Origin of the sequence: Terrabacter sp. Ter38, from assembly GCF_024519435.1 — a bacterium.
GTDB lineage: Bacteria > Actinomycetota > Actinomycetes > Actinomycetales > Dermatophilaceae > Terrabacter.
Genome location: NZ_JALJRZ010000009.1, coordinates 91058 through 111515 on the forward strand (window position 1 = coordinate 91058; position 20458 = coordinate 111515).

18 protein-coding genes are annotated in these 20458 nt (G+C 71.1%); 11 read left to right on the forward strand and 7 right to left on the reverse strand.

Annotated features, from left to right (window positions below; translation table 11 throughout):
* Positions 1 to 69: 69 nt before the first annotated feature.
* Positions 70 to 1515, reverse strand: coding sequence for a KamA family radical SAM protein (locus tag NR112_RS17375; protein ID WP_256795553.1), 1446 nt, complete (start codon positions 1513 to 1515; stop codon positions 70 to 72).
* A gap of 136 nt (positions 1516 to 1651) precedes the next feature.
* On the opposite strand from NR112_RS17375, the gene NR112_RS17380 reads away from it, so the two are divergent.
* The 7 genes from NR112_RS17380 to NR112_RS17410 are packed head-to-tail and all read left to right on the forward strand — an operon-like array spanning position 1652 to position 8616.
* Positions 1652 to 2779 (forward strand): L-erythro-3,5-diaminohexanoate dehydrogenase, encoded by a 1128-nt coding sequence (locus NR112_RS17380; RefSeq protein ID WP_256795554.1) that lies wholly within the window; start codon positions 1652 to 1654, stop codon positions 2777 to 2779.
* A complete protein-coding gene (locus tag NR112_RS17385; RefSeq protein WP_256795555.1) occupies positions 2776 to 4389 on the forward strand; it encodes a lysine 5,6-aminomutase subunit alpha in 1614 nt (537 codons plus the stop codon). The genes NR112_RS17380 and NR112_RS17385 overlap by 4 nt, the downstream gene beginning before the upstream one ends.
* Positions 4386 to 5186 (forward strand): OAM dimerization domain-containing protein, encoded by an 801-nt coding sequence (locus NR112_RS17390; protein WP_256795556.1) that lies wholly within the window; start codon positions 4386 to 4388, stop codon positions 5184 to 5186. Before NR112_RS17385 ends, NR112_RS17390 begins: the two co-directional genes overlap by 4 nt.
* Complete coding sequence (locus NR112_RS17395; protein ID WP_256795557.1) at positions 5183 to 5659, forward strand: hotdog domain-containing protein; 477 nt, start codon at positions 5183 to 5185, stop codon at positions 5657 to 5659. The genes NR112_RS17390 and NR112_RS17395 overlap by 4 nt, the downstream gene beginning before the upstream one ends.
* A 38-nt stretch (positions 5660 to 5697) precedes the next feature.
* The gene (lnt, locus tag NR112_RS17400; protein WP_256795558.1) at positions 5698 to 7284 is read left to right on the forward strand and encodes an apolipoprotein N-acyltransferase; all 1587 of its coding nucleotides are present in this window, start codon (positions 5698 to 5700) and stop codon (positions 7282 to 7284) included.
* The gene (locus tag NR112_RS17405; RefSeq protein WP_256795559.1) at positions 7265 to 8056 is read left to right on the forward strand and encodes a polyprenol monophosphomannose synthase; all 792 of its coding nucleotides are present in this window, start codon (positions 7265 to 7267) and stop codon (positions 8054 to 8056) included. The genes lnt and NR112_RS17405 overlap by 20 nt, the downstream gene beginning before the upstream one ends.
* A complete protein-coding gene (locus NR112_RS17410; RefSeq protein WP_256795560.1) occupies positions 8053 to 8616 on the forward strand; it encodes an FxsA family protein in 564 nt (187 codons plus the stop codon). The genes NR112_RS17405 and NR112_RS17410 overlap by 4 nt, the downstream gene beginning before the upstream one ends.
* Positions 8617 to 8750: 134 nt before the next feature.
* Here the strand turns inward: NR112_RS17410 and NR112_RS17415 are convergent, their stop codons facing one another.
* Both NR112_RS17415 and NR112_RS17420 read right to left on the reverse strand, forming a co-directional pair.
* On the reverse strand, positions 8751 to 9113 hold the full coding sequence (locus NR112_RS17415) for an RNA polymerase-binding protein RbpA (protein WP_028785601.1): 363 nt from the start codon (positions 9111 to 9113) through the stop codon (positions 8751 to 8753).
* A 119-nt stretch (positions 9114 to 9232) separates the two neighbouring features.
* The gene (locus NR112_RS17420; protein ID WP_256795561.1) at positions 9233 to 10609 is read right to left on the reverse strand and encodes an MFS transporter; all 1377 of its coding nucleotides are present in this window, start codon (positions 10607 to 10609) and stop codon (positions 9233 to 9235) included.
* Positions 10610 to 10720: 111 nt separating this feature from the next.
* Here NR112_RS17420 and NR112_RS17425 point away from each other — a divergent pair, with 111 nt between their 5' ends.
* A complete protein-coding gene (locus tag NR112_RS17425; protein WP_256795562.1) occupies positions 10721 to 11257 on the forward strand; it encodes a MarR family winged helix-turn-helix transcriptional regulator in 537 nt (178 codons plus the stop codon).
* Here NR112_RS17425 and helR read toward each other — a convergent pair.
* Positions 11244 to 13424: an RNA polymerase recycling motor ATPase HelR gene (helR, locus tag NR112_RS17430; protein WP_256795563.1), complete on the reverse strand. Its 2181-nt coding sequence runs from the start codon at positions 13422 to 13424 to the stop codon at positions 11244 to 11246. The two genes, NR112_RS17425 and helR, sit on opposite strands and share 14 nt — an antisense overlap.
* Before the next feature lie 280 nt (positions 13425 to 13704).
* Between helR and NR112_RS17435 the strand changes: the two genes are divergently transcribed.
* Together NR112_RS17435 and NR112_RS17440 are read left to right on the forward strand one after the other, a co-directional pair.
* Positions 13705 to 14907: a methyltransferase domain-containing protein gene (locus NR112_RS17435; RefSeq protein WP_256795564.1), complete on the forward strand. Its 1203-nt coding sequence runs from the start codon at positions 13705 to 13707 to the stop codon at positions 14905 to 14907.
* A complete protein-coding gene (locus NR112_RS17440) occupies positions 14904 to 16043 on the forward strand; it encodes a DUF2332 domain-containing protein (protein ID WP_256795565.1) in 1140 nt (379 codons plus the stop codon). Before NR112_RS17435 ends, NR112_RS17440 begins: the two co-directional genes overlap by 4 nt.
* An 84-nt stretch (positions 16044 to 16127) precedes the next feature.
* Here NR112_RS17440 and NR112_RS17445 read toward each other — a convergent pair whose 3' ends face one another.
* The 3 genes from NR112_RS17445 to NR112_RS17455 form a co-directional block, all read right to left on the reverse strand.
* Positions 16128 to 17315 carry a Fic family protein gene (locus NR112_RS17445; RefSeq protein ID WP_256795566.1) on the reverse strand — a complete coding sequence of 396 codons (1188 nt, stop codon included), beginning with the start codon at positions 17313 to 17315 and terminating at the stop codon, positions 16128 to 16130.
* Between the two features lie 59 nt (positions 17316 to 17374).
* Positions 17375 to 19336 (reverse strand): amylosucrase, encoded by a 1962-nt coding sequence (locus tag NR112_RS17450; RefSeq protein WP_256795567.1) that lies wholly within the window; start codon positions 19334 to 19336, stop codon positions 17375 to 17377.
* A 62-nt stretch (positions 19337 to 19398) separates the two neighbouring features.
* A complete protein-coding gene (locus NR112_RS17455; protein ID WP_056777102.1) occupies positions 19399 to 20019 on the reverse strand; it encodes an L-threonylcarbamoyladenylate synthase in 621 nt (206 codons plus the stop codon).
* Positions 20020 to 20044: 25 nt separating this feature from the next.
* Here NR112_RS17455 and NR112_RS17460 point away from each other — a divergent pair, with 25 nt between their 5' ends.
* Positions 20045 to 20452, forward strand: coding sequence for a GNAT family N-acetyltransferase (locus tag NR112_RS17460; protein ID WP_256795568.1), 408 nt, complete (start codon positions 20045 to 20047; stop codon positions 20450 to 20452).
* Positions 20453 to 20458 lie beyond the last annotated feature (6 nt).

Here is a 20458-nt window from a genome sequence, read left to right on the forward strand (position 1 = left end):
CCCGGGACGACGTGTGGCCCGGCACCTCGACGGTCCCGGGCCACACGGCATACGTGCTCGTGTGCGGTGTCAGACGAGCAGCTGCGACTCGGCCGCGGCGCGGCTCGTCGCAGCCTGCTCGGTCGCCTCGGCAAGAACCGACTCGTGGTCGACCGACTGGTGCCACCACTGCTGCCCGGCCTCGGGCAGGGTGTAGATCGGGTCGTAGTAGACGTACTCGCGCGAGAGCGCCTCGGTGTCGTCGCCCTCGATCGAGGTGCGGTAGTTCTTGCGCCAGTAGGAGATGCCGCGCTCGGTGTCGTACTCCTCGACCTGGTGGACCCAGCGCTTGCCGACGAAGGGCACGTCGCACACGATGCGCGGCGTCGAGAAACCGGGGAGGTAGCCCATCATCGAGTGCTGGAGGTGCTGGGCCTCGGCGAGCGAGAGCCTCCAGTGCTCGGCGAACGGGATCATGTCGCACATGTAGAAGTAGTACGGCGTGATCTGCGCGCCGTCGGCGAGGCCGAAGCACAGGTCGAGCAGCTGCTCGGTCGTGTCGTTGACGCCGCGCATGAGCACGCCCTGGTTGCGCACGTCGCGCACGCCGGCGTCGAGCATGGCCTTCGAGGCGCGGGCGACGGACGGTGTCAGCGACTGGGCGTTGTTGACGTGCGTGTGGATCGCGAGCGAGACGCCGCGCGAGCGGGCCTTGGCCGAGACGCGGGCCACGCCCTCGACGACGTCCTCGGCGAACCAGTGCTGCGGCAGACCCATGAGGGCTTTCGTCGCGAGCCGGATGTCGCGGATGTTCTCGATGTCGAGGAGCTGGTCGATGAACGCCTCGAGGTTCTTCCACGGCATGTTGGCGACGTCGCCACCGGAGACGACGACGTCACGCACGACGGGCGACGTGCGGAGGTAGTCGAGCATCGCGGCATAGCGGTCGACCGGCTTGAGGTCGAACTTCAGCTTGGCGACCTGCGGCGTCGAGTTGCCGACGAGGTCCATGCGCGTGCAGTGGCCGCAGTACTGCGGGCAGGTGGGCAGCAGCTCCGCGAGCACCTTGGTGGGGTAACGGTGCGTCAGCCCCTCGGCCACCCACATGTCGTGCTCGTGCAGCGAGTCACGCGACGCGTGCGGGTGCGACGGCCAGTCGGTGCGGCGGTCGGAGAAGACCGGCAGCATGTAGCTGCGGATCGGGTCGGCGTAGAAGGCCTCGGTGAAGTCGTGCCCGGCCGACGGCATCGGCGAGTCGGTCGACGGGACCATGGTGTTGAGCATCTGGGGCGGGACGAGCATCGACATCGTCGCCCGCTCGCTCTGGTCCTTGGCGAGGTCGTCGTAGAAACGGTCGTCGAGGAGGTCGCCCATGAGGGCTCGCAACTGCTTGATGTTCCTGACACAGTTGACCCGCTGCCACTGTGCGCTGTCCCAGTCGGCCTGGGTGATGCTCGCCCAGCCCGGGAAACGCGTCCAGTCGGGCTCGACGAGCTCGCGTCGGCGGTACGCGTAGGGCTGCTCAACCTTGCTCATGCGGAGAACAGTAACGGCAGGGGCGGTCTCGCTCAAACACGTCCGGCTCACGAAATTGTGAAGATACGGCCGACGTGCCCGTATGCTGACGCAAGATCTCCGGTTTTCGTCCGTATATACAGAAGGATTTGTGAACGTGTCAGACCCGACGTCGGCCGCCCCGGATCGCACGGACGCCGCCCGCGTGTCGTCACCTGTCGGCCTGCACCGTGTGCTCGAGCCCACCGGTGACGCCATCACCCTCCCGCAGGCGGCCCGACGACTCGACGCCAGCCCGCGGCTGTGGAAGGACGAGGTCCGCATCGCGGTCGAGACCCTCAACCTCGACGCGGCGTCCTACCGGCAGCTCGCGGAGAAGCACAGCACGGACGGCGCCGTCGACGGGGGAGCCGTCCGCGCCGAGGTCCTCGACATCGTCGCGACGCGCGGCAAGATGCAGAACCCCGTGACCGGCTCGGGCGGCATGCTCATCGGCACCGTCGCGGAGGTCGGGCCGGACAGCACGCTCGGTCTCGCGGTCGGCGACCGCGTCGCGACCCTCGTGTCGCTGTCCCTGACGCCGCTCGCCATCACCGACGGCCTGTCCCTCTGGGACGGCCTCTCCGAGCAGGTGCCGGCCGAGGGTCACGCGATCCTCTTCGGCCGCAGCATCGCGGCGACCCTCCCCACCGACCTCGACCCGCACCTGGCGCTCATGGTCATGGACGTCTGCGGGGCGCCGGCGCTCGTCGAGCGCGTCGTGGGGGAGTATGCCGCCCGCGGCGTCGCGCCGACCGTGGCGGTCCTCGGCGGAGCCGGCAAGTCCGGCTCGCTGTCGTTGGCAGCCGCTCGTGCCGCCGGCGCGGGCCGGACCATCGGCGTCGTCCCGGTCGAGCGCGAGCGCACGGTCCTCGAGTCGAGCGGGCTCGCCGACGCCGTCGTCCTCGCCGACGCCCGCTCGCCGCTCGGTCTCGCGGCCGCCGTCGAGTCCGCCGGGGGACCGGCCGACGTGACCGTCGTCTGCGTCGACGTCCCCGGCTGCGAGCAGCCCGCGATCCTCGCGACCGCCCAGGGCGGCACCATCATCTTCTTCAGCATGGCCACGAACTTCGCCGCGGCCGCCCTCGGCGCCGAGGGCCTCGCCGCCGACGTGCGGATGCTCGTCGGCAACGGCTACGTCCCCGGCCACGCCGAGACAGCGCTGCGTCTCGTCCGGGACGTCCCCGCCGTGCGGGCGCTCTTCGAGGGCCGCCTCGCCACCGAGAAGGCAGGATCGGACGCATGACCCGCCCCCACGCCATGCTCGAGCTCGACCCGGCCGTCGTGCGCCGGGCCCGTGCGCTCGCCCGCAAGGCCGCCGCCCCCGTCGTGAAGATCGCACGCAGCCACACGACGGTGTCGGTCGAGCGCGCAACCCTGCGCCTCGCCGGTCTCGCCGGCGCGGACCACGAGCGGGTGCCGTGGGTCAACCACCTCGTCACCGCCGTCCGCGACGAGGTCGGCCTCGAGCACGGCGTCACGACACCGGTCTACGACGCCCTGCTCCGCGGCGAGGCGCCTGACCTGACGACGCTGGCGCAGAAGGCGGCGAGCGGCAATGTCTCCTTCCGGCTCCCCACCGGGCGCGAGGCCACGGTAGCCCGCCGCGCTGCCGCGAAGGGGGTGGGTGCGGGACTGCGCACCATCGACCGGTCGCGCGCCACCCGTGACCGTCTCATCAAGCGCCACGGCGACCCGAAGACCAAGCCGTGGATCTACCTCATCGTCGCGACGGGCGACATCTACGAGGACATCCCACAGGCCCAGGCGGCCGCGCGCGAGGGCGCCGACATCATCGCCGTCATCCGCTCCACGGGTCAGTCCCTGCTCGACTACGTGCCCGAGGGCGCGACCCGCGAAGGCTTCGCCGGGACGTACGCGACGCAGGAGAACTTCCGCCTCATGCGTGCCGCGCTCGACGACGTGAGCAAGGAGCTCGGTCGCTACGTCCGGCTGACGAACTACGCCTCGGGCCTGTGCATGCCCGAGATCGCGGCCCTCGCCGGCATGGAGCGTCTCGACATGATGCTCAATGACTCGATGTACGGCATCCTCTTCCGCGACATCAACCCGATCCGCACCTTCGTCGACCAGCGCTTCTCGCGGCAGGTCCACGCCCGCGCCGGCATCATCATCAACACCGGTGAGGACAACTACCTCACGACCGCCGACGCCGTCGAGGCCGCCCACACCGTGACCGTGAGCCAGCTGCTCAACGAGCGCTTCGCCAAGGAGGCCGGCCTCGAGGACTGGCAGCTCGGGCTCGGACACGCCTTCGAGATCAATCCCGAGATCCCCGACAGCTTCCGGATGGAGCTCGCCCACGCGATGCTCGCACGGCAGCTCTTCCCGGACGCGCCGCTGAAGTGGATGCCGCCGACGAAGCACATGACGGGCGACGTCTTCCGCGGCTACCTGCTCGACGGGTTCTTCAACCTCGTGGGCGCCATGACCGGTCAGGGCATCCTCCTCGTCGGCATGATGACCGAGGCGGTCGTGACGCCGTTCCTCTCCGACCGCGACCTCGCGCTGCAGAACGTCCGCTACGTCATGAACGCTGCTCGTGGACTGACCGAGGACTTCCACCCGCCGCGCGACGGCTACATCCAGACCCGTGCGCGCCAGGTGCTCTCCGAGGCGGTCGACCTGCTCGACCGCATCGTCACCGACACCGACGCCGCCGGCGACGCGCCGCTCCTCGCGGCCATCGCCGACGGCACCTTCGGTCTCATGAAGCGACCGGCGACCGGGGGCAAGGGCCTCGACGGTGTCAGCGAGCGCGCCGACGACTACGACAACCCGGCCACCACCGCCCTCGACGCGTGGACGCCGCCGGCGAAGGGGGCCGGCCGATGAGCGCCGCGAAGCAGCAGCCCGCACAGGCCGCCGCCACCGCCGCCGCCGCGCAGGGCTCCGTCATCCGGCCCTACGGCGACACGACCGGTGACGGCATGGTGCAGATGTCGTTCACCCTGCCCCTGCCGCACGACAAGAAGGCCGAGGGTGCCGCGCTCCAGCTCGCCCGCAAGATGGGCCTGGACCCCGCTCTGCTCGTGCACGCGAAGGCCATGGGTCCCGACTTCACCTTCTTCGTCGTCTACGGCAGCTCGACGCACCTCGTCAACCTCGACGACGTCCACGTCGTCGAGCGCGAGTACCCCCTGCTGTCCGCGAAGGACGCCAACCTGACGATCAAGAAGCAGCTGCGCCGCAAGCTCGTCGTCGTCGGTGCCTGCATCGGCACCGACGCCCACACCGTCGGCATCGACGCGATCCTCAACATCAAGGGGTTCGCGGGCGAGAAGGGCCTCGAGTACTACCGCGAGATCAAGGTCGTCAACCTCGGCGCCCAGGTGCTCGTGCCCGAGCTCGTCGCCCGGGCCCGCGACGAGAAGGCCGACGCCGTGCTCGTCAGCCAGGTCGTCACGCAGAAGGACGCCCACATCCACAACACGACCCAGATGTCCGCGGCCTTCCGCGAGGCCTACCCGGCCGGGCAGGTGCCGATCCTCATCGCCGGAGGCCCGCGCTTCGAGGACGGGTCCGAGAGGGCGCTCGGCGTCGACCGGATCTTCGGCCGGGGCACGACCCCCGGCGAGGTCGCCAGCTACCTGGTCCACGAGATCGGCCTCCGGAAGGGAAAGAAGCCATGAGCGAGACCACCACCGACCCCACGGCACCCGAGCCGCTCTCGGCCACCGCACCCACGGCGCCGGCCACGGCCTCGACCACCCCGGCGACGCTGACCAGGGCCAAGGTCGGGCTGCGCATCACGCACCGGCGCTACGTCCCCTACGGTCACGCGCACTACGCCGGCAACCTCGTCGACGGCGCCTACTCGATGGCCGCGTTCGGCGACGTCGCCACCGAGATGTGCATCGTCACCGACGGCGACGAGGGCCTCTTCGCCTCGTACAGCGACGTCCAGTTCCGGTCGCGGATCACGGCCGGCGACGTCATCGAGATCTCGGCCGAGATCGTCCGCGTCGGCACCCGCTCCCGGGAGATGGACTTCGAGGTGCGCGTCGTCGGGCGCGGCAACCAGGAGCGCGGGGCGTCCGCAGCCGAGATGCTCGACCCGCCGATCGTCGCCACGACCGCTCGTGGCGTCGTCGTCGTGCCCTGAGCGCTGACGTCCCGGCCGCACGGCATACGGTGAACCCCGTGCGGCGTCTCCTCGTGTCCCTGCTCGGCGGCGGACTGCTCTGCCTCGCGTTCCCGACCTTCGACGTCTGGGTGGCCGCACCGGTGGCTCTTGCGCTGTGGGCATGGTCCTGGGCCGGCACCGGCGGGCGTCGCGGCTTCCTGCTCGGTCTCGCCGGCGGTCTCGTCTTCTTCGTGCCGACGCTCAGCTGGTCGGGCATCTACGTCGGCTCGCTGCCGTGGCTAGCGCTCGCGACGCTGCAGGCCCTCTTCGTCGGCGTGGCGGGCGGGCTCTACGGCTGGCTGAGCCGCCGGGGGCGTGTCCGCCCGTTGGCGTTCGCGCTCGTGTGGGTCGTGTCCGAGGGCTTCCGGGCCCGCGCCCCCTATGGTGGCTTTCCCTGGCTCAAGCTCGCCTTCGGCCAGGCCGACTCGCCGTTCGGTCGGCTCGTCGCACTCGGTGGCGCGCCGTTCGTCGGCTTCGTCATCGCTCTCAGCGGTGGCCTGCTCGCGCTCGCCGCCCAGCACGCCCTGTCGGGTGGTGCCGAGCGCCGGGGGAGTGGCGCCACCGCCACCCCGCGACTGCGTATGCCGTCCCGTCGCCTCGCGCTGCCCGTGGCGGGAGCGCTCGTGCTCGGCCTCGTGGGGCTGGCGGTCCCGTTGCCGACCGACGGCCCGACCGCCCAGTTCCTCGGCGTCCAGGGGAACGTGGCGCGGCCCGGTCTCGACTTCAACGCCGAGCGCCGCCAGGTCCTCGACAACCACGTCGCGGCGACGCTCAAGGCCCAGGACGACGTCGACGCCGGCCGGGCCCCGGCCCCGGACCTCGTCGTCTGGCCCGAGAACGCGTCGGACATCGACCCGCTGCGCAACGCCGACGCCAAGGACCTCATCCTGGAGACCGTCGATGCGCTGAAGCGTCCCCTCATCGTCGGGGGCCTGCTCGAGGAGCCCGCCGGGTTCGTCTCCAACGTGGCCCTGCTCTTCGAGCCCGGCAAGGGCAACACCGACCGCTACGTCAAGCGCCACCCGGTGCCGTTCGCCGAGTACATCCCGAACCGGTCCTTCTGGCGGACCTTCAGCACGGAGGTCGACCTCGTCACGCGCGACTTCGTCCAGGGCCCGTCGCCCGGCGTCTTCCGCGTCACGACGGCCTCGGGCCAGCAGATCCGGGCGGGTCTGGCCATCTGCTTCGAGGTGGCCTACGACGACATCATGCGCGACGCCGTGCAGACCGGTGCCAACGTCCTCGTGGTCCAGACGAACAACGCGACCTTCGGCTACACCGCCGAGTCGCCCCAGCAGCTGGCGATCAGCAGGCTGCGAGCCATGGAGTTCGGCCGCTCCGTCGTGCACGTGTCGACGGTCGGCCAGAGCGCCCTGATCACGCCCGACGGAACCGCCCACCAGGTGACGTCGTTGTTCACACGGGCGGTGGTCAGAGGAGCACTACCCTTGCGGGACGCCACGACGCTGGCGACCCGGGTGGGGGAGGCCCCCGAGTGGGTCGCCGCCGCCGCACTGCTGACGATGCTCGCCCTGGGTCTTCGCAGCGGCCGCCCGGCAGCGCCGGTAACAACGAAGGAAGAGGATGACGACGACGCAGCGTGAGCCGCTGACCCGAGTGGCCGTGCTCATCCCGACGTACAACGAGCGGGACAACCTGCCCGGCATCGTCGCGCGGGTGCGCGCGAACGTGCCCGCCGCCGACGTCTTCGTGCTCGACGACGGTTCGCCCGACGGCACCGGCCGGGTCGCCGACGACCTCGCGTCCGCGGACCCGCAGGTCCACGTCGTGCACCGCTCCGCCAAGGAAGGCCTCGGCAAGGCCTACCTCGCCGGCTTCGCCATCGTCCTCGATCGCGGCTACGACGCCGCCGTCGAGATGGACGCCGACGGCTCGCACCTCCCGGAGCAGCTGCCGTCGCTGCTGGCCGCGCTCGGTGAGGCAGACCTCGTCATCGGCGCCCGCTGGGTCAAGGGCGGCGAGGTGCGCAACTGGCCGGCCCGCCGCAAGGTGCTCTCGGTCGGTGCGAACCTCTACACCAAGGTGCTGCTCGGGATGTCGGTCAACGACGCGACGGCCGGCTACCGCGTCTACCGCGCGAGCGCGCTGCGGGCCATGGGGCTCCAGGGCGTCGAGTCGCAGGGCTACTGCTTCCAGATCGACCTGACCCTGCGTGCCGTGCGCGCCGGGCTCACCGTCGTCGAGGTGCCGATCACGTTCGTCGAGCGTGAGGTCGGCGTGTCGAAGATGGGCCAGGACATCGTGCGCGAGGCGCTGACCAGCGTCACGAGGTGGGGCATCGAGCACCGCGTGGGCCAGCTGCGGTCCGCCGCCGGCCGGGTGCGTGGGCGCGAGCCGGTCGGGGACCGGTCGTGAGCGGCCCCACCGGCTCCTCCCGCGGTCCGTCACGCGTCAGGCGGGTGCGCCTGACGCGGCTGGCGGTCGTCGCGCTCCTGCTCCTGCCGATCATCGAGATCCTCGTCATCGTCGCCGTCGGTCAGGCCATCGGCGGCTGGCCGACCTTCCTGCTGCTCGTCGCGACCTCGCTCCTCGGGGCGTGGCTGATCCGCCGGGAGGGCGGGCGGGCCTGGCGCGCCCTCGAGCAGGCCGTGCGCAGCGGCCGGATGCCGGCCCGTGAGATCGCCGACGGCGTCGTCGTGCTCGTGGGCGGCAGCCTGCTCGTCCTGCCGGGTTTCGTCACCGACGTGCTCGGTCTCGTCCTCGTGCTCCCGTTCACGCGGCCCGTCGCGCGCAGCATGCTCACCGCCGTCATCTCACGGCGCCTGCTCGCCCAGACCGAGCGGTTCGCCGGGCCCACGGTGGCCGGACAGCCCGCGACACCTGCGTGGGAGCAGGAGCAGACGCCACACGGCCCGCAGCGCTCGGCGACGAGCGACGAGGTCGTCGAGGGCGAGATCATCGACGACGAGGACTGATCGCCCTCGTCACGGCTCCGCCACGTTCGAGGTGGTCCCGGTACGCGCCCGACTGCCGCGATCACCTCGAACCAGGTGCGAAAAGCCCGCCCCCACGAACGGGGCGGGCTTCTCGGTGTAGCGCTCTGGGGAGGTCAGGCGGTCTTGCGGCGACGCGGCTTCTCGCCACGCGACTCACGCAGCAGCGTCAGGCGCTCCTCGAGGAGCTCCTCGAGCTCGGGGATGGAACGACGCTCCAGGAGCATGTCCCAGTGCGTGCGCTGGTGCTTGACCGGCTTGGCCTCCGGCTCGGGTCCGCCGCCCTGCAGCTTCGCGTCGAGTCCGCAGCGGCACTCCCAGGTGGGCGGCACGTCGGCCTCGATCGAGAAGGGGAGCTCGGTGCGGTGCCCGTCGGCGCAGACGTACACGGTGAGCTGACGCTCGCTCGGTACGACGTTCTCGTCGGACTCCATGCTCCTCGCGCCGAGGTTGGAACCGCGTAGTGCTCGATCGGCCATGTGGACCCCTCCAAGACTTATGCCCTTGTGACACCTCGTTGGTGTCCTACCCTCACAGACGCTTGAACGAGCGGAACGGTTGACTTGTTCCCCGGCGGGCGGCGAAGTGTAGGCCTTTCTCAGATGACGGCGGGAACCGGGTTGCCGGCCTGCTCGATGCCCTCCCGCATCCGCACCTTCGACAGGAGCACGCCGCCGATGGCGAAGAAGACGATGAGGGCGATGATCGCCCAGCGGTAGCTGAGGGTGAACTGGTAGACGAGGCCGAAGATGAGCGTCCCGAACCAGCTCGTGCCGCGCTCCATGGCCTGGTAGAGGCTGAAGTACTCCGCCTCGCGGCCGCGGGGGATGAGCTGGCTGTAGAGCGAGCGCGACAGGGCCTGGGTGCCGCCGAGCACGAGGCCGATGAGCAGCGCGAGCGCGAGAAAGATGACGAGCGACTTGGACGGCAGGAGGAAGGCGAAGACGACGACGACCGTCCAGAGTACGAGGCCGTAGAGGATCGTGCGCCAGGCACCGATCGAGGCAGCCACGCGACCGAAGAGTCGCGCGCCCAGGAAGGCGACGAACTGCACGAAGAGGAACACGCCCAGCACGGTCGTCTCGGAGAAGCCGAGCTCCTTGGACCCGTAGACGCTCGAGCTTCCGATGACCGTCTGGATGCCGTCGTTGAAGAAGAGGTAGGCGACGAGGAACAGCTTCGTCTGCGGGTAGTTCGCGAGGTCGCGGAAGGTGCTGCGCAGCTGGACGAGGCTGCCGCGCACCAGGCCGGCCGAGCGCTCGACGGGGGTCTCGACCGTGCCGGTCAGGTGGCGCAGTCCGAGGTACGGGATGATCGTGAAACCGGCCCACCAGAGACCCGCGGACAGGATGCTGATGCGCGTGGACAGGGCTCGGTCGAGCCCGAGGTCCTCGTGGAAGAAGTCGAGGGCGAAGTTGAGCGCGAGCAGGATGCCGCCGCCGAGATAGCCGAACGCCCAGCCCTTCGATGAGACCCGGTCTCGCTCGTTCTCGTTGGCGATGCGGCACAGGATCGAGTCGTAGATCACGAGCGAGGATCCGAGGCAGATGCCGGCCACGACGACGAGGACGGCGCCCAACTGCCAGTTGGTGCCGGCGACGAAGAACATGAGGCTCGCCGCCAGCGCGCCGGCCCACGCGAACCCGGCGAAGAGCCGGGTCGGTCGGGGGCTGCGGTCGGCGACGGCGCCGATGAAGATGAGCACGATCGCCGACAGGATCGTCGTGAAGGTCACGGTGAAGAACCACAGCGAGCCCGGCGCCACCGGGATGCCGAGCACCGAGAGGTTCGTCGTGCAGTCCTGGCCGTCGGGCAGGCCAGGGCAGGCCGCCTGCTCTGCCACCGACGTGAGGTAGGGGCTCATGAGCACCGTCGCGGTGGTCGTGACGTAGGCCGAGTTGGCCCAGTCGTACCAGTACCAGGCCCGCTGCTCCCGGGTCTCCGGTCGCGCGGCGTTGACGACGGCGTTCGACATGCGAGGACTGTCCCACACGGTCGGGGTGAGGGGCACGGGGTCAGGCCGAAACACGCCGCTACGTCGGGCACCTGTAGTGGGGCGCCGCTGGTTTAGCCCTAAAGTATTGGGATGGGAAGTGCGTCGGGGGACCAGGTCGGCCGGATCGTCGAGGCCTGGCACCGCGAGAGGCCCGATGTGGACGTGTCGTCGATCGGGATCATCACCCCGGTCGTGCGGCTCGCCGCGCTCGTCATGGACCACCGGGCCGACGTGCTGGCCACCCATGGCCTCGAGCAGAGCCACCTCGACGTCCTCGCGACGCTGAGACGCAGTGGTGCGCCCTTCCGGCTCACCGCCGGCGAGCTGTCCCGGCGCTGCCGCGTCACGGCAGGCGCGACGACCCAGCGCGTGCAGGCCATGGAGGCCCTCGGCTTCGTCGAGCGCGTCCGGGAGGAGCCGGACCGGCGCACCGTGCACGTGCAGCTCACCCCGGGGGGACTGGCCCGGCTCGACGGCCTCTTCGCGGACGTCATGGCCGGCGACGAGTCCCTGCTGGGCGGTCTCGAGCCTCGGCAGCGCGCCGCGTTGGAGGAGCTGCTGCGCGCGTGGCTCGCCGTGCTCGAGCCGGGCGGCCAGGCCGTCCCGGGCATGGTCACCCCTGAGTGAGGACGACGAGCTGCCGGGTCGCGCGCGTCATGGCGACGTAGCGGTCGACCGCACCCTCGATGCCGTCGCCGAAGGCCTCCGGGTCGACGAGCACGACGAGGTCGAACTCGAGCCCCTTGGACAGCGCCGGGCTGAGCGACCTCACCCGAGGCCGCTCCTCGAAGCCGGGGGCGCCGATGACGCAGGCCGTTCCGTCGGGGTGCGCGTCGAGCCACGTCCCGAGGACCGCCTCGAGGTCGGCGGTGCAGCCGTGCTGGACGGGCACGCCGCTCGCACGGATCGAGGTGGGCACGTTGGCGTCCGGGAGAGCGGCGCGGATGACGGGCTCGGCCTCGAGCATGACCTCTTCCGGAGTGCGGTAGTTGATGGTCAGCGACGACAGCGTGACCCGGTCGAGACCCACGCGAGCCAGGCGCTCCTGCCACGTCTCCGTGAACCCGTGCCGGGCCTGGGCGCGGTCGCCGACGATGGTGAGGCTCCGCGACGGACAGCGGCCCAGGAGCATCTGCCACTCCGCGTCGGTCAGCTCCTGGGCCTCGTCCACGACGACGTGGGCGAACGGGCCGGCCAGCAGGTCGGGGTCGGCGCTCGGTCCGGAGTCCGCGTCGAGGGCGCTCCGGAGGTCGTCACCTCGCAGCATCGACATGACGTGCATGTCCGAGTCGTCCGAGGCGATGAGGTGCTCGACGACCGCGGCCCGTTCCGCGCGCTCCGCCGCGAGGGCCGCGTCCCGCTGTCGTCGACGGCGCGAGGCCTCCGGGTCGCCGAGCCGCATCCGGGCCGCGTCGAGCAGGGGGAGGTCCGACACCGTCCACGCCGTCGGCTCGGCGCGCTGGAGCCGGCGCACCTGCTCGACCGTCAGGTCCGGGGCGCAGCGACGCAGGTAGGCGGGAACGGTCCAGAGGTCGCCGACGAGGTCAGCGGCGTCGAGGAGCGGCCAGGTCCGTTCGAAGGCGGTGCGGAGCTCCCGGTTCTGCTCGAGCGAGCGCCGCACCATGGCGGGCGTGGCCTCGAGCTCGACGTCGGCGCCGTCGTCGTCGATCCGGTCCTCGAGGTCGTGCCGCTCGACGAGGATCGTGACCAGCGCGTCCCACACGTCGTCGCGGGCCTCGTTGTGCGCGGTGCCGAGGCCGGCGGTGCAGGCCTCCGCCCAGTCGGCCGGGGAGAGCCACAGGTCCGCCCACGGCGTCACGACCTCCGTGCCGCGGGTCGGCGGCTCCTCGTAGAGCGCCACCGCCGGCTCGATCGCCCGGACGAGGTCCATGGACGCCTTGAGGCGGGCCACCTCCGGGTCGGTCTCCGGGGCGGCCGCGTCACCCTCGGGGACGAGGTCGCGCAGCAGGCACGTCTGCACGCCCTCCTCGCCGAGACCGGGCAGCACGTCGGAGACGTAGGCGAGGTAGGGCTCGTGCGGGCCGACGAAGAGCACGCCGCCCCGTCGGTGGCCGAGGCGCGGGTCGGAGTAGAGCAGGTAGGCCGTCCGGTGGAGGGCGACAACCGTCTTGCCCGTGCCCGGGCCACCGTCGACGACGTGCGCGCCCCGGGAGCCTGCTCGGATGATGGCGTCCTGGTCGGCCTGGATGGTGCTCAGGACGTCCCGCATGCGCGGTGAGCGGCTGGCGCCGAGCGAGGCGATGAAGGCGGACTCGTCGTCGAGCGCCACGCGCCCGTCGAGACCATCCGTGGTGAAGACCTCGTCCCAGTAGTCCGTGACGCGTCCCCGGGTCCAGCGGTAGCGGCGGCGGCTCGCGAGACCCATGGGGTTGCCGTGGGTGGCCCCGAAGAACGGTTCGGCCGCAGGGGAGCGCCAGTCCAGGAGCAGCCGGCGTCCGGCAGCGTCGGTGAGCCCGAGCCGTCCGATGTACAGGGGGTGAGAATCGTTCTCAGGGACGATGTGACCGAGGCAGAGGTCGATGCCGTAGCGGCGCAGCGTCCGCAGGCGGCCCGTGAGGCGGTGGACCTCCTGGTCGCGGTCGAGCGCGGCCTGGCCGGCGCGCGCCGGTGCCCGGCGGGCGGCATCGAGACGGTCGGACAGCTCGGCGATCGTCGCGTCGAGGGTCTCGGCGATGGCGGCGAAGTGGAGGTCGTCGTGGGCGATGAGGGCCGGGTCGGCCTTGGGTGCGAGGTGGTCGCGAAGGTCGAAGGCGCTGGTCGTCAGCGGGTTCACGCAGTGGGCTCCGTCCCGAGGTTTCTGGTGTCGGCCAGTGATTCTCGGTGACGACCGGGGTCTTGCCGCAAGACCCCGGGTGCGCTATACGTTGGGAGTGGAAGGAAGCGCTCGGCGTTTCCTTCCTTTTTCGTGTGCCGCCCCGGGATGAAGCACTCTCGCAGCGTCCCCATAACGCCGATAATCGACATTATGTCACTTTGGGTGAACGCGCCCTCCCCGCAGGCGCGCTCACACCCGTGGTCCATGACGGTGTCCCTGAGCCGTAGCCTTGCCCGTGATGCAGTGCGACTACTTCGACGCCGGCCGCTGCCGCTCCTGTGCCCTCATGGGTGTGCCGTATGCCGTCCAGCTCGCCGACAAGGACGAGCGCTGCCGGCGCGCCCTGGTCGGCGTGGCCCCGGACCTCGCCTGGCTCGACCCCTTCCCCAGTGCCGAGTCGGCGTTTCGCAACAAGGCCAAGCTCGTCGTCGGTGGTGTCACCGGCGCGGTGACCGTCGGGATCCTCGACGCCGACGCGAACGGCGTCGACCTGCGTGGCTGCGGCCTGTACGAACCGCCGCTGCAGCGCCTCATCCCCCGGCTCGCGTCCGTCGTCGACGAGATCGGTCTGGAGCCGTACGACGTGGCCGCCCGGCGTGGCGAGCTGAAGCACCTCATCGTCACCCTCTCCCCCACCGGAGACGTCATGCTCCGGCTCGTCCTGCGATCCCGCCGACACCTGGCCCTTCTCGAGTCTCGCCTGTCGTCGCTCCGGGCCCGGCTGCCGGAGGTGTCGGTCGTCACGGTGAACCTCCAGCCGGAGCACAAGGCCGTCCTCGAAGGTGACACCGAGATCGTCCTGACCGAGCGCGATGACCTCGCGATGCCCGTCGGCGACGTGACCCTCCACCTGCGCCCCAACAGCTTCTTCCAGACCAACACCACCGTCGCCGCCGGGCTCTACCACCAGGCGCAGGCCTGGACGCGTGCCGTCGACCCCACCACGGTCCTCGACCTCTACTGCGGCGTGGGCGGATTCGCCCTGCACTGCGCCCGAGCGGGCGCTTCCCACGTCATCGGTGTCGAGGTCTCGGCCGAGGCCGTGCGCAGTGCCGAGACCAGTGCGTCGCGGCTGCGCGCCGAACACCCCGAACTCGGGCGGCTCGAGTTCCGGGCCGGCGACGCCACCGACGTCGGTGCGCTCGACCGGGACCTCCCGGGATCGGGCCGGACGATGGTCGTCGTCAACCCGCCGCGTCGCGGGATCGGCCCTGACCTGGCCCGATGGCTCGAGGGCTGTGGCGCCACGCACGTGACCTACTCGAGCTGCAACGTCGACAGCCTGGCCCGTGACCTGGGCCGCTTGCCGTCCTACCGGGCTCGCGAGGCGCGCCTCTTCGACATGTTCCCCCAGACGTCGCACCATGAGGTCATCGTCCTGTTGGAGCGTGAATCACGCTCTCAGTCAAGCGATTCCGCCACAGCAGCCGTGTCCCCATGACCCGGGCGCCCGACGCCGTCCGGCTGGCGAGGATCCAGCGGCGCTTCGGTGAGTTCGCGACGGAGTATGCCGCTCTCCCGCTCTACTCGACCGTCTGTGGACACGTCGCCCGCGACGACGAGACCGCGTCGCTGCTGCTCGCAGCCAGGCCGGGGCAGGCTCGACCGGTGCTCTGGCTCGCCGCCCTGCACCACCTGGTCCTGTGCCGGCCGGACCTGCCTGCGGCACGGTGGTATCCGAGTGTCATCGGGGCGGCCAGCGTCCCGCCGGGCGACCCCTGGCCTGACGTGAGGCGGACGGTCCTCGGCCACGCCGACGAGCTGACCCGACTCATCGCGACGCACGGGACCCAGACGAACGAGGTGAACCGATCCGTCTACGTCGCCGTGGGGCTCGCTGCGGCGACTGTCGACTCCCGCGAGGTTCCGCTCGCTGTCGTCGAGCTCGGTGCGAGCGCCGGCCTGCTGCTCGGCGTCGACCGTTACGCGGTCGAGCTGTCCTCGCCCACGGGATCGGCACTCCTGGGAGACGGTGCCTCTCCGGTCCGGTGCGCGGGTGAGGACCGTTCCGGCGTCGGGGCTCTGCTCACGGGCACCGGCGCTGCCCTGCCCCCCGTACACGGCCGCGTGGGCGTGGACCTCGACCCTGTCGACCTCGCGTCCGTCGACGAGATGCGCTGGCTCGAGGCGTGCCTCTGGCCGGAGGTGCCGGGCCGCGTCGAGCGCTTCCGCGCCGCTGCCGACCTCCTTCGCGGAGACCCTCCCACGGTGCTTCGTGGCGACATGGTCGAGCGCCTGACCGAGGCCGTGCGGCTCGCCCGCACCGACGCCGGCGACGACGCGCACGTCGTGGTCCTCACCTCATGGGCGATGACCTACCTCCCTGCAGCGCGTCGTCGCGACCTGGTCGCGGTTCTCGACGAGCTGGCCGGGACCGTCTCCCACCTGTCGTGGCTCACCGCCGAGCCGCGCGGGTGCGTTCCGGGACTCGACGGGCACGAGGATCCGGTGGAGGGAAGCACCGTGCTCGGCCTCCGGCGCTGGCGCCACGGACACGCGCTCCCTCCCACGGTCCTCGGGACCTGCCACCCGCACGGCACCTGGATCGATGTGTCGCTCCCGCCGGCGGCGCGGTGAGCCAAGGGTCCACCCTTGCCCGCCAGGCGACGCGTTGCATAATGTCGATTATGGGCCAATTGCGTTGTGCTGCAAGCGGATTCATCACCGAGCACGTCGCCCCAAGTCCGCGGCATACGCATCGAGCGCGCGGAGCACCATCGGGGCGCGGTAGACGCGGTTGCGTCGGTGCCCGGTCGACTCGAGCAGGATGCCGTCGTCGACGAGCCGATGCAGGGCGGCCTGTGCCGTGGGAGCCGAGACACCGAGCTCGCGCACGACGACCCGCGCCGTGACGACGGGCTGGCGGAGCAGCAGGTCGAGCATCGACCAGGCTGCGGAGCCGGCTCTGGCCGTCACCGTCGCCGCCCAGTCGGCGCGCACCTGTCGGAGCGTCCCGACGAGCCCCTCGCCGATGTGGGTGCCGTTGCGCGCGGCTTCGGCGACGCATCTGAGGATGGGCTCCACCTCTCCCCCGCGGTAGGCCGTCAGTGCCGCGAAGTAGTCGTCGCGGATGGCGAGGAGGCCGGCGGAGATGGGCACGGTGACCCGACGGATGGCGCCGGTGTGGAGCAGGACCGAGTGGAGCAGTGCCCGCCCGGTGCGCCCGTTGCCGTCGGTGAAGGGGTGGATGGTCTCGAACTGGGCGTGCGCGAGTGCGGCGTGGGCGAGCGGCGGCAGGTCGTCGCGGTCCATGAAAGTCACGAGGTCGGCCATCAGTGCCGGCACGTCGGAGGCCACGGGCGGTACGTACTGCGCCTCCCCCGGGTGGAGGGGGGACCCTCCCACCCAGACCTGCTGCTCACGCCAGTGGCCGGCCGGGTGCTGCGACTGCTGGGCCATGAGAGCCCGGTGCATCGCGAGCACGGCGTCCTCGTCGAGGCGCCCGGCGAGGTCGAGCGCGGCCTGCATGGTGCGCACGTTGCCGAGGATGACCGCGGCGTTGGCCCGGTTGCCCTCGCCGATCTCTGCCTCGGCGAGGGCTCGTGCGGACGAGGTGAGATTCTCGATCTGTGAGCTCGCTGCGCTCTCGGACCGGAGCAGCACCGAGGCGAACGGGGCGATCTCCCCGGCTCCCCCGGCGTCGAAGGTCGCGAGCAGCCGGGTGGCCTCGTCGAGGTCGGCGGCGAGGTCGCCGGGCAGCACGAGCTCGGCCCGGGCGATCACGGGCACGACGGCCGCCTCGAACGTGGCGGGGGTGGACCGCTGGGCGCGTCGCGAGAGGTCGAGCAGACCCTCGACGGGCTGCCAGGGGACCGTCGTCGAGCCGAGCGCGGGCCACGTCGTTTCCATGTCGAAGGCACCTCCTTGGTAAAGGTTAATGCACAACCTTTACCAAGAGCCTTCCGTCGTCAGGCGTGCACGACGTCCACGGGGGCCTCGACGATCCACCACGCGGCATACGGACTCAGCGACGCCAGGCCGTCCGCCCCAGCGAAGACGGGGTAGCCGCCGAGCGCGTCGAAGGGATGCGTGATGCCGACCTCCGCGAAGTGGCGGACCTCGACCGTCTGCCACGACGTCGTGACGTTGTACACGCAGACCATCGAGCCGCTCGGGTGCGTGCGGACGACCGCCAGCACCCCGTCGTCGGTCTCGAGGATCACCCTCGTCTGCGCGGAGGCGTGCAGCTGCGGCAGCCCCGCGCGCACGCTCGCCAGGTGGCGCAGGCCCTGGAAGACCTTCCCCGAGACGGTGTCGAGGTCGTTGCGCCGCGCTGCGACGGCCCAGTCCAGCCGCTCCCGGTGCGCCCACCGGTTGTCGCCCTCGTGACCGGGCTCACGCGCCCAGTCCGGGTCGTTCGGCAGGCCGAGCTCGTCGCCGCTCCACACGACGGGGATACCTCCCCAGCCGGCGACGACCGCGTGGGCCAGGAAGAGGCGCGCCAGTCCCTGACCGATCCCGGCCTCCTCGTCGCGTGCCTGTGCGTCGCCCAGCCCCGTCAGCGATGCCGCCGTGCCACTGATCCGCTTGTCGCCGGTCGCAGGGTTGTGCTGGAAGACGAGACCGTGCGCCCACGACCCGGGGTGGTCGCCGGAGTACCAGTTCGACAGGAACCGGCGGTGGGCATAGCCGTCGAGACCCGCTGACGCCGCGTCCCCGTCGTCGATGGCCCACCCGATGTCGTCGTGGCACCGGACGTAGCAGATCCACGTGCCGCTCGGCGGGGTCGTCGGGAGCGCCGTGAGCGCCTGCTTGCTGAGTCCGCTGCTGCCCGTCGCGAGCATCGACCAGACCTGCACCATGAGGCTGTTGTGGTACGCGAGGTCGCTGACCCGGCCGGCGTGCTCGCCCTGCCCGAGGTACTGCACGAGGTCACGCGGTCCGACGATCGCCTCGGCCTTGAACGCGAGTGCCGGGCACGCGATGCGCGCCACGGTGCGGAGTGCCTGAGTGACGGCATGGACCTCCGGCTGGTTCTGACAGCTCGTACCGAGCCGCTTCCACGTGAAGGCGATGGCGTCGAGCCGGAGCACCTCGACACCGAGGTTGGCCAGGTACAGGACGATGTCGGCGTACTCGACGAGGACGTCGGGGTTGGCCCAGTTGACGTCCCACTGCCATTCGTTGAAGGTCGTCCACACCCAGCCACGGAGCTCCTCGTCCCACGTGAAGTTGCCGGGCGCGAAGTCCGGGAACACCTCCGGCAGCGTGCGCTCGTAGGCGTCCGGCATGACGCGGTCGGGGTAGACGTGGAAGTAGTCCCGGTAGTGCGACTCCCCCGCCCGGGCGCGTCGGGCCCACTCGTGCTCGCGCGCCACGTGGTTGAGCACGAGGTCCAGCACGAGCGAGATGCCCTGCCCCCGAAGGTGGCTGGCAAGCCGGCCCAGGTCCTCGACGTCCCCGAGGTCCGAGCGGATGGTGCGGTAGTCCTGGACGGCGTAGCCGCCGTCGTTGTCCCCGTCTCGGGGCTGGAGCAGCGGCATGAGGTGCAGGTAGCTGACCCCGAGGTCGCGGAGGTAGCCCACTCGGCCCCGCAGCCCGTCGAGGGTGCCGGCGAACCGGTCGGTGTAGCAGGCGTAGCCGAACATGTCCGGCTGCTGGAGCCAGTCGGGCCGCAGCAGTCGGCGCTGGTCGAGGCGTCGCAGCTCGGACGAGCGCTGGCGGTAGCCGGCGACAGCGCTCTCGACGAGGCGCAGGGCGAGCGCCGAGACATCGTGCTCGGGGTAGAGGACCATGAGTGCTGCGACGAGGTCGTCGGACCACCGCTCGAGCCTCAGCTCGATCGTCTCGCGGTCGTGTTCGTCGAGCCCCGCGAGCAGCGAGGTCACCGACTCCGTCGTCGGTCGGACGTCGTGCGCAGCGTCGCTCATGGCCCGATTGAACAGCACCTGGCGCCCTTGCGACAGGGGCACGCGGCGTCAGCGCGGGCCCGTCACTCGAACGGGCTCGGGTCCCCTGCCCCCACGCGGGTCACGACGGGGAAGCCGTCGGAGTAGTCGACGACGGTCGTCGGTTCCAGGCCGCACTCCCCCGAGTCGATGACGGCGTCGATGACGTGGTCGAGGCGGTCCTTGATCTCCCAGCCCTCGGTCATCGGCTCGTCGTCGTCGGGCATGAGCAGCGTGCTGGAGAGGATCGGCTCACCCATCTCCCGCAGCAGCTCGCGGACGACCGGGTGCTCGGGGATGCGCACACCCACGGTCTTCTTCTTCGCGTGGAGCAGGCGTCGCGGCACCTCCTTCGTCGCGGGCAGGATGAAGGTGTACGGGCCGGGGGTCACCGCCTTGATGGCGCGGAACACCGAGTTGTCGAGGTGCACGAACTGGCCCAGCTGGGCGAAGTCCGAGCACACGAGCGTGAAGTGGTGCTTGTCGTCGAGGTGCCGGATCCGCAGGATGCGCTCCTTGCCCTCCGGGTTGTCGAGGGAGCAGCCGAGGGCGAAGCACGAGTCGGTGGGGTAGGCGATGAGCCCACCGGACCGCAGGATGTCGACCGCCTGCCCGATCGCGCGCGGCTGAGGGTCCACCGGGTGCACGTCGAAGTACTTCGCCATGGGGCCACCCTGCCATGCTGGGCTCATGACCGAGCAGACGGGTGAGGGCCGGATCGTCGCCGGCGACGGTGGGCACGACGGAATCGAGGTGTCCGACAACCCCGGCCGCGGGCGCTTCGAGCTGCGCGACGGGGACCGCGTCATCGGGGTGGCGAGCTACGCCGTCCTGCCGGGTGCCACACCGGAGGCGCCCGCCCGCGTCGTCTTCTTCCACACGGAGGTCAGTCCCGCGTACGAAGGCCAGGGTCTCGCCGGGCGCCTCGCCGCGTACGCCCTCGACGCCACGCTCGCGTCGGGCCGCTCCATCGTCGCGTTGTGCCCGTACATCAAGGTCTACCTGCGCCGTCACCCGGAGCCGTACGCCGCCCACGTGCTGGCACCGACGCGGGCGGACGTCGCCGCGGCCGAGCAGGCGGCGGCGGCCGCAGGGTGAACGACG

Excerpts from the sequence above, each read along its gene's own strand:
- NR112_RS17375 (WP_256795553.1), bottom strand. The coding sequence starts at position 1,515 with ATGAGCAAGGTTGAGCAGCCCTACGCGTACCGCCGACGCGAGCTCGTC.
- NR112_RS17385 (WP_256795555.1), top strand. The coding sequence starts at position 2,776 with ATGACCCGCCCCCACGCCATGCTCGAGCTCGACCCGGCCGTCGTGCGC.
- NR112_RS17390 (WP_256795556.1), top strand. The coding sequence starts at position 4,386 with ATGAGCGCCGCGAAGCAGCAGCCCGCACAGGCCGCCGCCACCGCCGCC.
- NR112_RS17395 (WP_256795557.1), top strand. The coding sequence starts at position 5,183 with ATGAGCGAGACCACCACCGACCCCACGGCACCCGAGCCGCTCTCGGCC.
- NR112_RS17405 (WP_256795559.1), top strand. The coding sequence starts at position 7,265 with ATGACGACGACGCAGCGTGAGCCGCTGACCCGAGTGGCCGTGCTCATC.
- NR112_RS17415 (WP_028785601.1), bottom strand. The coding sequence starts at position 9,113 with ATGGCCGATCGAGCACTACGCGGTTCCAACCTCGGCGCGAGGAGCATG.
- NR112_RS17420 (WP_256795561.1), bottom strand. The coding sequence starts at position 10,609 with ATGTCGAACGCCGTCGTCAACGCCGCGCGACCGGAGACCCGGGAGCAG.
- NR112_RS17425 (WP_256795562.1), top strand. The coding sequence starts at position 10,721 with ATGGGAAGTGCGTCGGGGGACCAGGTCGGCCGGATCGTCGAGGCCTGG.
- NR112_RS17435 (WP_256795564.1), top strand. The coding sequence starts at position 13,705 with ATGCAGTGCGACTACTTCGACGCCGGCCGCTGCCGCTCCTGTGCCCTC.
- NR112_RS17440 (WP_256795565.1), top strand. The coding sequence starts at position 14,904 with ATGACCCGGGCGCCCGACGCCGTCCGGCTGGCGAGGATCCAGCGGCGC.
- NR112_RS17445 (WP_256795566.1), bottom strand. The coding sequence starts at position 17,315 with ATGGAAACGACGTGGCCCGCGCTCGGCTCGACGACGGTCCCCTGGCAG.
- NR112_RS17450 (WP_256795567.1), bottom strand. The coding sequence starts at position 19,336 with ATGAGCGACGCTGCGCACGACGTCCGACCGACGACGGAGTCGGTGACC.
- NR112_RS17455 (WP_056777102.1), bottom strand. The coding sequence starts at position 20,019 with ATGGCGAAGTACTTCGACGTGCACCCGGTGGACCCTCAGCCGCGCGCG.
- NR112_RS17460 (WP_256795568.1), top strand. The coding sequence starts at position 20,045 with ATGACCGAGCAGACGGGTGAGGGCCGGATCGTCGCCGGCGACGGTGGG.